Source organism: Ferrovum myxofaciens (assembly GCF_000735045.1).
Lineage (GTDB): Bacteria > Pseudomonadota > Gammaproteobacteria > Burkholderiales > Ferrovaceae > Ferrovum > Ferrovum myxofaciens.
Genome location: NZ_JPOQ01000052.1, coordinates 1 through 9,944, shown reverse-complemented (window position 1 = coordinate 9,944; position 9,944 = coordinate 1). Strand labels below are relative to the sequence as shown.

11 protein-coding genes are annotated in these 9,944 nt (G+C 50.3%); 7 read left to right on the top strand and 4 right to left on the bottom strand.

All coding sequences use genetic code 11. The features are described from left to right. Positions 1-136: 136 nt before the first annotated feature. From IV91_RS0107575 to IV91_RS0107565, 3 genes are all read left to right on the top strand, one after another. Complete coding sequence (locus IV91_RS0107575; protein ID WP_031597322.1) at positions 137-934, top strand: TOBE domain-containing protein; 798 nt, start codon at positions 137-139, stop codon at positions 932-934. Positions 935-936: 2 nt separating this feature from the next. Beyond that, positions 937-1,236, top strand: a complete 300-nt coding sequence (locus IV91_RS0107570) for a hypothetical protein (protein WP_031597321.1) — start codon at positions 937-939, stop codon at positions 1,234-1,236. A 170-nt stretch (positions 1,237-1,406) separates the two neighbouring features. Further along, entirely contained in the window at positions 1,407-3,218 is a 1,812-nt protein-coding gene (locus tag IV91_RS0107565; protein ID WP_160171544.1) for a putative bifunctional diguanylate cyclase/phosphodiesterase, read from the top strand. 288 nt (positions 3,219-3,506) lie between these two features. On the opposite strand, the gene IV91_RS0107560 is transcribed toward IV91_RS0107565, so the two are convergent. The 4 genes from IV91_RS0107560 to IV91_RS0107540 all read right to left on the bottom strand — a co-directional run bounded on the left by IV91_RS0107560 (position 3,507) and on the right by IV91_RS0107540 (position 6,883). Beyond that, complete coding sequence (locus IV91_RS0107560) at positions 3,507-3,929, bottom strand: type II toxin-antitoxin system VapC family toxin (RefSeq protein ID WP_031597319.1); 423 nt, start codon at positions 3,927-3,929, stop codon at positions 3,507-3,509. After that, entirely contained in the window at positions 3,926-4,153 is a 228-nt protein-coding gene (locus IV91_RS0107555) for a type II toxin-antitoxin system Phd/YefM family antitoxin (RefSeq protein ID WP_031597317.1), read from the bottom strand. Before IV91_RS0107555 ends, IV91_RS0107560 begins: the two co-directional genes overlap by 4 nt. Before the next feature lie 628 nt (positions 4,154-4,781). Continuing rightward, positions 4,782-6,638: a TraI/MobA(P) family conjugative relaxase gene (gene traI / locus IV91_RS0107545; protein ID WP_051862293.1), complete on the bottom strand. Its 1,857-nt coding sequence runs from the start codon at positions 6,636-6,638 to the stop codon at positions 4,782-4,784. Next, entirely contained in the window at positions 6,638-6,883 is a 246-nt protein-coding gene (locus IV91_RS0107540; protein ID WP_200874347.1) for a plasmid mobilization protein, read from the bottom strand. The genes traI and IV91_RS0107540 overlap by 1 nt, the downstream gene beginning before the upstream one ends. Positions 6,884-6,920: 37 nt before the next feature. Here IV91_RS0107540 and IV91_RS18410 point away from each other — a divergent pair, with 37 nt between their 5' ends. From IV91_RS18410 to IV91_RS18405, 4 genes are read left to right on the top strand one after another with little or no spacing between them, the layout of a single operon-like run. Next, positions 6,921-7,838 (top strand): hypothetical protein, encoded by a 918-nt coding sequence (locus IV91_RS18410; protein WP_160171543.1) that lies wholly within the window; start codon positions 6,921-6,923, stop codon positions 7,836-7,838. 14 nt (positions 7,839-7,852) lie between these two features. Next, entirely contained in the window at positions 7,853-8,605 is a 753-nt protein-coding gene (locus IV91_RS0107530; RefSeq protein WP_031597310.1) for a P-loop NTPase family protein, read from the top strand. Beyond that, positions 8,605-9,165: a hypothetical protein gene (locus IV91_RS0107525; protein ID WP_031597309.1), complete on the top strand. Its 561-nt coding sequence runs from the start codon at positions 8,605-8,607 to the stop codon at positions 9,163-9,165. The genes IV91_RS0107530 and IV91_RS0107525 overlap by 1 nt, the downstream gene beginning before the upstream one ends. Positions 9,166-9,169: 4 nt before the next feature. Continuing rightward, complete coding sequence (locus IV91_RS18405; RefSeq protein ID WP_031597308.1) at positions 9,170-9,823, top strand: carbon-nitrogen hydrolase family protein; 654 nt, start codon at positions 9,170-9,172, stop codon at positions 9,821-9,823. The last annotated feature ends 121 nt before the right edge of the window (positions 9,824-9,944 follow it).

Below are 9,944 nucleotides of genomic sequence, written 5' to 3'. Positions count from 1 at the left end.
AATTGGCGGCGCTTAAAACTGCACTGCTGTGGCAAATATGCCCAAGTCGTCAACTGCTCGCCTTGAGCACCCAAAAACCTGTCAAGCACTTTTTCAATTATTTTTGCAGGGGCGAGCAGTTACATTTTAAGAAGCTATGGAAAATTTTTCAAAATTGAAAGCCCATCTTCTGCTCGAAAAAAATGGCCTATCTTTTCTTGGAGACCACCGGGTCATGTTACTGGAAGCGATTGCAACCCATGGATCGATTACCTCGGCCGCAAAAGCGATTGGAATGAGTTACAAGGCGGCATGGGATACTGTGGACACCATGAATAATTTGTCGGACCATCCACTGGTTCGCCGATCCACAGGGGGGCGGCATGGTGGAGGAACTGCTTTGACCGAACATGGCCAGTGGCTGGTTAAAATTTTTCGGGAAGGCGAGAAGAAATTTCAGGGGGTCATGGAGGATCTGGCGACTGATAGGGAGGGCTTCAACCATCTCCAAAATATTTACAAAAGGTTCTCGATGAGAACCAGTGCGAGAAATCAGTTTTCCGGGAAAATCAAGAAGATCTCCAGGGGTTCGGTCAATGCCGAGATAAAAATCAGTCTTGATGATCATAACGAGATTGTCTCTGTGATCACGGCTGAAAGTGTTGAACTCATGGAACTTGAGGTTGGGGTGGAAGTTTATGCCTTGATCAAGGCCCCTTCCATCCTTTTGACAACGGAAGCATCCACGCAATTCAGCGCTGAAAACCGGCTTTGTGGCGTGATTTCCCGGATTCAGTCAGGAGAAGTGAACGCAGCGATATCGTTGGTGTTGCCCAACGAAAAAACGGTGACTTCCATCGTGACGCTCGAAACCATCGGAAAATTGGAGTTGGTTGTAGGAACTCTTGCCCAAGCAGTTTTTACCAGTTCAACCGTCATTCTTGCAAGGATATAAACATGTCACATTCAACGGAACTTGAAAAGCCTGTTGGCTTGGAATTTGTAGGCGAACAGTCCTCTCTCCTCTCGGGAGATGAGATCAGAGCAGGAATCTCCGCGGCTTTTCAAGTGTTTGAAAAGCATGGGGTCAATCCTGGGGATTGCAAACAGGCTGTGAGAAAACTTGCCGATAATGAACTCCTGACAAAAAATGAAGCATTTCATTGTCTGATCTGGAATGAGGCAGAGGACAGCGCTTTTCGTGCGGCGACGCTGGGTTGGCTGGCACGGAATGTGGATATTCGTTTGAAAATTTAAGAAGATGCCACTGAAAAGTGGATACAGTACATCTGGTACACTTCAAGAATGAGTGAATCCCCGGATCGCTACAACCGACCTGGGGGGCATATTGCGATGGAACTTATCCTTCTACCGATATGGAGACATGGTGAGAAATAATTGTGGTTGAAAAAATAATTTCGGATTATATGTTGGAAGAAAAGTTTATCACGGCGGAAAATATTGCCCGGCGCAAGGAATTTCTTGAGTTTTCCGAAGTTGACGTGGAGATACTGAGCCAGATTCATCAGTATCTGGAGCGCAATGAAGTCGTTGTCGATTTATTTACCGACTCATTCTACCGACATGTTTTTTCTTTTCCCGAGTTGAGAATGATGCTTTCTGATGAAGCGTCAATCCACCGGCTCAAGAAGCTGCAATCCAAATATTTTTTTCGCCTGACCGCTGGCGACTATGGCGAAGACTACGTATCGGATCGATTGAAGGTTGGTTATACGCATCAAAAGGTTGGACTCGAACCCCGGTGGTATACCGGGGCTTACCGAAAGTATTTATCCTCTTTGCTGCCAATCTTGCATGAGATTTATGGAGACGACAGTGCGGAACTGATAGCGGCTTATGATGCGGTATTGAAAGTGGTGTTCTTTGATATGGATCTGGCGTTGGACACTTATTTTCATTCCAGCATGCAAAAACTTTTTCGCCTGGCCAATTATGACTCTCTCACCAGTCTGCCTAACCGCAACCTGTTCTATGACCGGCTTGCGCAGGAAATCAAGAAAGTTCAGCGTACTGAATCGTCTTTGGCCCTGTTGCTCATAGACCTCGATCAGTTTAAAGAAGTCAACGACACATTGGGACACCCATCCGGCGATTTATTATTGATTGAAGCTGCCCACCGGATCAGAAAATGTGTGCGTGAAGCAGACACCGTGGCTCGTTTGGGTGGGGATGAATTCATCATCATTCTGCCCGAACTCAACACGCACACGCATGTGGAGCGTATTGCCCTGGATATCATCCAGGTGCTGAGCAAGCCGTATCAACTGGATAACGATACCGTTTATATCTCCGCCAGCATCGGAATTACCGTTTATCCGGAGGATGCTCAGGATATTGCAAACCTGTTAAAACACGCCGATCAGGCAATGTATGTGGCCAAGGCGGAAGGACGTAACCGTTTCAGTTATTTTACCCAATCCATGCAGCAGGAAGCCAAAGAAAAACAGGAACTGACCAATGATCTGCGACAGGCACTGGTTCGAAATGAGTTGCATGTGTACTATCAGCCCATTATTGGATTGAAGAGCGGATCAATCACCAAAGCGGAGGCGTTGCTACGTTGGAAGCATCCCACCCGAGGTATGGTCAGTCCGGTGATCTTTATTCCCTTGGCCGAAGAATCCGGGCTCATCCATGAAATCGGTGATTGGGTGTTCCAGCAAGCACTCGCCTGTGTGGTGGATTGGCAGAAACGATTGGGGTTTGTCATTCAGATCAGCGTGAATAAATCTCCTATCCAATTCGAGCATCCTGAAAAGCAGGTTTGGCAACAGAAAATGAAGGAACTGGGCGTTCCTGGAAACAGAATCAACGTTGAAATTACGGAAGGATTGCTGTTCAAACAATCAGCCAAAACCAAGGAACGGTTACTGGATTTCAGAAACAGTGAGATCGAGGTAACCATTGACGATTTCGGTACCGGTTTTTCTTCGCTGTCCTATCTCAAGCAATTTGATATTGATTACCTGAAGATCGACCGTTCATTCATTAAAGATTTGGAGAAGAATTCGGACGACAGGGCGTTGGCCGAGGCGATCATCGTCATGGCGCATAAACTGGGCATCAGAACGATTGCCGAGGGCGTGGAAACGGAAGTACAGCGCGATATACTGAAATCATGCGGTTGCGACTTCGTTCAGGGCTTTCTGTATTCACCTGCCATACCTGCAGCAGAGTTTGAAAAAATGATCGCAGGAGAACAGTCTGTCCGATCTTGAGTTCCCTCAGGACCCAGGATGCCGAGCACAAATCAGTGCGATGCGTAATTAAGAGGCACCGTATTGGTTCATTTCTTCTTCGATGGGTAACGAGATGTTTATTGACATGGTTTTCTCCCAGAGAATGTGAATAACATTATGGCAGTTTCTGCCATAAATTACCGATATCCAGAATCATGGTTTTTAGTGGATCCCGGCACTGCTTGGTGTGGTTGACACTTGTAGGGGGCTTCGCAGAAAACCATCAGAATCCCGGTTGTTTCCTATCAAACGGTTCAGATTTGGCGCTCACAAAAGTTCAAATCTGGCCATCCCTAACACCTCGGTCGCCGCACACAACCGGTGGTCCAGACTGGCGATTTTGGCACCCAAGCGGCGAGCGATTGCCAGATGCAGCGCATCCCCTGCACGCAGGACGGCAGGCGATTCGATAAGTACCGCTGCGGTACGAAAATCCGTCGGATCGATTTCTACCGTGACAAGTCGCATGGATGCAAACCGCTGAAAATTCGCGATCGCCTGCTGGCGGGTGTCAGCGTCGATGGCACCTGTCCGCTGTTTGATGCCACCGATGCTGGCCATCTCGGTTAAAGTCCAGGCTGAAATCATCAACTTCGTTTTACGCTGGCTTTCTAGTCGAGTCACAAGATTGACCGCGCCAGACTCTCGAAAAAAGATCGCGCCCAGAACCGAAGTATCGAGATAAATCACAGCAGGTCCTGTTCGCGCATTTCGACAACAGTCAGACCCGATGTCGGCGGCGCAGACACCCAATTGCGCAAGTCAGACCAGTCGAAGCCCCCTGGTCGAGGCTCGGGAACGAGACGTGCCACTGGTTTTCCACGACGGGTGATAACAACACCTTGGCCAGTTTCAACTTCAGCGAGCAAGGCGGATAAATGCGATTTGGCATCCGCTACAGTGGCAGTTTTCATTGATTCCGGGCTCCTTGAAATAGTCATTTCAAGAGATATTATTTATCAAGATAGTCATATTGTAAAGAATTATTGCGCCTAATGACCCTTCATCCCATTTTTGAAGTGGGCTTCGGCACTACTTGGTGCGGTTGACACTTGTAGGGGGCTTCGCAGAAAGCCATCAGATCTCGGTTGTTTCCTATCACCGCAAGCGGGCTCAAGGCTGCATGGGCCAGGGCAATGAATAAATACGAAGGAGAGGGGGTTGCTGAAAACGACTTGAGGGCCAAAGTTGCGTCAGACGTAATGGATTGGGACTTGATGCAACCTCTATGTTGGGGCATTCAAGCGATGCAGTTACCCGCCGACATTACATCAGAGGAACAAGAAAAGTGTCCCCTTTGAAGTAAAATATTCCGCAATTACGATTTTATTTCGCAATAAATATATCGTAACTTATTGATTTTTTGGGGTGACGGATGGGGCTCGAACCCACGACAACCGGAATCACAATCACGGCACACAACCCGCGCCAATGCTTGCTTTCAGACCGATTCGCGGGATTATTTTGTCGAAATCACCCATAGTATCCACGGGGGTTTCAGGGGGGGTGATCCCGTGAGAATCTGATGGAAAATAGGCGTAACTATCGCCCCAGATCATGGTCTGGTCTGGAGTTCTTTGGTTTTCTGTTTTTCCCAACCTCATTTTGTACGATGCCTTGCAAATCTCCGTTCAGAACCCGAATCCCTAGTCGTGTAGCCTCACGGGTTGCCCTCTCCCGAAACTCGCTGCTACCGGTGATATCCACTTTTCCGCCATACTTCTGGGAAGCGATTCTCAGGGCAGCCTCCAGACTATCGTCACCCTTGTCGTGCATCACGATCCGGGGTCCAGTGTCGGTAAACCTGACACGGCCATCCTTCCCCGTGTAAACCACGAGTTGTCGCCGTCGATCCAACTGTGCATCGAGTTGGGCCACCGTCAAACTGCATAACGGATCCAACTCCTCACCCTCGATGCCATCTTGAGACTTGGTTTTAACTCGCTGTTCCCGGTAACGGATGCCACGGAGAGCCGCCATGGCAGCCTCATCACCATTTTCCGCTTGAGATTCCAGCCATTTTCGCCATACCTCAGAGTGTGGAAGCATTGCTGTCATGGCTTTCCGTTCTGCTGCCTGGCGTTTTTGCAGGGCTTCGCGCTGAATTGCCGCATGATACGCCCAGAGAGAAAGTGCAAGTTCTGGTGATTTTCCCTGTTTTTTTGCATCGGATCGCACTTGGGCGCGGGTCTGACGCTGTTCGTCCAGCAACTCGCGCTTTTCATTATTGTGACGGTCACGCAGTTCTGCGCGATGCAAAGGTTTTTCGCTCCTGATGGCTTTCTGTTCGGCCTTGAATCTTTCTGCAAGCGCCTTGCGGGCTTGTTCTCGGGCTACTCTGCGAATTACCCGGTCACCATCCTCCGCTTTATCGTAGAGTTTCCGCTCATCTGAGTGATTTTTCCTCCGCTCCTCAATGGTGTTTTGGTATTTGTGGTTTGGGGGGAATGAGATATTTGAGGGCACAAACGCTCCCAATTTCTTTTCCAGTTCTGCTTTGCTGGCCCAGCGGCCCATCTGGGATGCCTTGCCCGCCAACACACGACCATCTTCGAGGGTCGTAGTCACGATCATTCCTGATCCTTTCGGCTGGATCGAAACGCCATGCTGTGCGAGACAGTGATGCACATCCTGCCAGGTCACTTCAGGCTGTTGCAGAACCTTTTTTAGATCCTGCGCAGGTTCCTTGGATGCCCATGATTGAAATGAATCCTCTCCCAAACGATGTTCGGCGGCGGCAGCCCCTCGCGTCAAGCGAGGTTGTGCATCTTCTTTCAATAATCCTCGTTCCCGTCGTTCGGCTCGGCTCATCCGGACAATTTTTGGACCTTCCTTGGTATCAAGGGTGATGTAGGGGCCGTTTGCCCGCCCATAGCCGAATTCTATTTCAAGTTCTCGCATACACCGGTCAAGGATGAAATAGTCCTTCTTGAATGGTGGTGAGATCGCGAGAAGCCGTGTGGGATGCACCCGGTTGATGACCAGATGCACATGATCGTTGTCGGTATCCCGGTGAATAGACCATGCCGCCTGATGTTCCTCGTAGCCCAGAGCCTTCATGACATGATCGCAGGCATGTCTGGCTTGTTCCGGAGAGGGATGTTCACCGTCTTGCCAATTGATGGCCACATGATAAACCGGGTTCCCCTTGAACCTTCCTTTCCTTTGGCACTCATCCGCCGTTGATTCAAGGACACAGGAAATGTCATCGGCATAGGCCACATTATTTTCGGCCAGAGTGAAGTAGAGTTCATCCTGGGACACATTGATCTCCCCCCCTTCCAGTTGTTGCCCTTCAGGGAGTCTGTTTTTTGCTCCGGCACGCATGATGTAATTCAGGGCTGGACGGAACCCTTTGCTGGGAGTTCCGTGCCTCAGTGTGATCACTTTGGCCAACATCACTTTTCTCCTCGTAACATCTTGCTGGTGCGTTGCAGTTCAACAATGGTCTTCCAGTACAGTTTCCGATCCTCGGCAGAGGCCCAGCTTTTCCCCTTCGGATAAAGGTGTCTGAGCATCCGACCCAGTTGGTCAATTTTTTTTCCGTTCATCGCATCCGTATGGCTCGGAACTGGCTGATTGAGGGCACGGTTCCTTATCAATTCGGAGAGTGTCATCCCTGCGCTTTTCGCCTGGTTTTCCAAGTTTTGCTTCTGTTCTTCCGTGAGACGGACGAACGCGATGGAATTCATCTTTGGTTTTGGTTTGTTCATACCTGTCCCCCGCCGTTGGTTTGATGTGCGCATACATCTACTCTGCTATTGGGGAACATCCGGGGTGTTTGATAGGAGACTTGCGGGAGAAACCTGGGGGCTGAGCGTTGAGGCAAAATCCGTGCAAGGTAAGGTGCCGTCTGACAACTTCCCGCTTCGCTCCCAGTTGCATCCGGCCCCGCTTGGTCAGGCTTCGCCCGACACCCAAAATAATCCGAGCATGTTCTCCGCGGTTCCCTTGTCGCACATCCTGTGTTCGTCCTGTTTCTGCCTGCGGCTGGCACTGAAATGCTCTGTTCCCTCCCTGCGGAGTTTGTATATGTGCCGACTTCCGGCACCACACTTCAGGAGGAAATGTATGTCGGAGCCCGACGATAAACCGAAAAAAGTTTTTGATGGGATGGCCGCCGCTGAGCAATTACCTGCTCTCGCGGAAGGTTTGCTCACAATGCTCAAGGCCAAACAAACGGCGAAACATTCTGAGACCACCAGGGCATTTGCTGTAAAGGCGGTTCAAGTATTAGAACCAATCATCATCCAATTATTCGAGGCCGACTTCGGAGCCAGCGAGGTCCTAGCGCAACTGGCACCGTCTTTCCCCGATGTGCCGGTGGGGGACTTGCGATATGCGGTGGCAAAACTCCGTGAGCGTAATCGACATCAACTCAAGGCACCAAAGACCTCGACCACACCAGAACGCAAAAAGAAGGCATTGAACCAGTCTGCGTCGGACGCAGAACGGATTCGGAAGGAATCACCCGTCCCGAATCCCTCTGGCGAGAATGATCGCATGGCCCACGAATCGGACGAAGATTATGCGATGCGCAAACAACTGGAATCCATCAGTTCTTCATCATCCGGAAAAAAATTCATTGGCGAATACTGATAAGGGGGAAGCAAATGCTTAAAACATTCATTATTGATGGTGACAAGGGTGGCGTTGGAAAGAGCATGGCGGCTCGGGCATTGGTACACCACTTTCTTGAACAGGAAGAATCCAGACGGCCCAAGATCGTTGTGATCGACGCCGATTGTTCTAACCCGGATGTTTGTGGCACAGGAGGCATCAAGGCCGGTCCGGGGATCATGCATGCCAGTTTGGTGGACCTGTCCACAGAAAATGGATGGATCGATTTCGGCACTCTGGTGGGAAAATTCTCCGAGTTGGGCGAAAAGATTGAGTGCCGGATTATCGTCAACATGCCCGCACAGATCGGGACGCGGGCTTTCGATGGCTCAATCCCCATCGTCAACGAAGTACTCCGGGAGGCCAGTGCCATTCCTGTCTGGCTCCTGAGCCGGACGCAGGAATGCCTGAATGCGCTGAAATATCGACTGGATAACATGGGGCACCGTTACCAGAAAGGGATTGCCGTCAAAAACCTGTTCTTCGGGCAGGGGGATAAATTTGGGCTTTGGAACGACAGCCTATTGCGCCAGCAGCTGGTGGGCTCTGGTGGCTGGTCTGAGGCAGAACTCCCTGAGCTCAATGATCAACTGACGGTAAAAATAGGACGCCGTCCTTTCCATGAAGTGTTGTCTACCGGCATTGATGGCCAATCCCTGCCGTTTGGCTATCGTCTGGCATTGAACTCCTGGCTCCAGAAAGCGGGAGCAGCCATGGCGAAGGTCGAAAATATTGAGGTCGAATAATGCTATACGAAAATTCAGAACAAATTTTTATCGCCGCCATGGGGGAGAGGGCCCCGAACGAAGTCGAGAAAAAAGAGAGGGACTCATTGCTCGGGATCCTGGAAAAAACAGGGTTTCAGCCAGAAGACAAGTCTAATGCGCCTTGGGTGCTAATGCTGGCATGGGCCTGGTCTCATGGGACATCTCGGGCAGATGTCCTGAAACTGCTGGGGGAATCTAAAAGCGATATGGATAAAGCCGTCAACGAGATCAAGATGGCGGCCCAAGCGTTTAAGGATGTACCACCAATGAAGTTCATTGATCCGGAATCCGTGGCCAGGGCAGTACATGAGAAATTGCCTACCCGTATCGCTGTGGATTTTGGGGTAGTGAGGGCTGCATTACGGGAATCATTCAGCATCCTGTGGATTGCGGTAGCGGGTGCTTGTATCGGGATATTTTTCTGGTTGGGGACCCTTTGGGGGCAACACCAGACAGATCCCGAAGTGGCTATTCTGAAAAACCAAATCAGCAGCCAGAAGGAACTCATCTCCAGTTGCATTCCTCCTCACCGGAAATAACAACATGCCCCCCCCTTTACGCCCGCCTCTTGCCGGGTTTTTTTCAAGTATGGCTGGTGCGGCCTGGTTGTTGGGAGGGGACGGTTACTTGGGCCCTCTGTGTTCAATCGGATTACCCTTGTCAGTGATGTTCGTGTCAGGCAAGAAGCCTAGGTTACTGGTCGCTCTGGGTTATTACCTCATTGGGTGTTGGCCAATCGTGGAGGCCGTAACCGGATACTGGGGTACTGGGCACTGGTGGGAAGGACTGGGAGCCTGGGTGCTGGCAGCCATGATCTTATCATTGCCATGGACTTGGGCTGATACGCCTTGGCGGATCATAACGGCGATTCTTGTCACTGCTTTACCGCCAATTGGGGTCATTGGATGGTTGTCACCATTGAATGCGGCCGGAGTTTTGTTCCCCGGATCAAGTTGGTTTGGATTACTGCTATCTTTGGTTGCGATTCCACTCATTTATTCCCCTGGCCGATTACGAAAATACGGCGTACCCGCGTTGGTTTTAGGGGCGCTGGGTCTCAATCTGGTCTATCAGGAGGCTCTACCACCGTCTGGCTGGGTCGGAGTGCAAACAGCGATTCGACCGAGTGACGGTAATGTTTTGAAAGGTATCGAGAATAATCGGAAAGTCATCGAGACTGGACTGCGCGCAGGGTAAGCGGTAAGCCAGCGGCGTTGTATTTTCCCGGATAATTTTTCTGCATACTCCTCTTCAGATTGTGACACAGGAGAGCAGGTATGGAAACCAAGCGTAGCAGGAGAATTCGCCACAGCAGGCA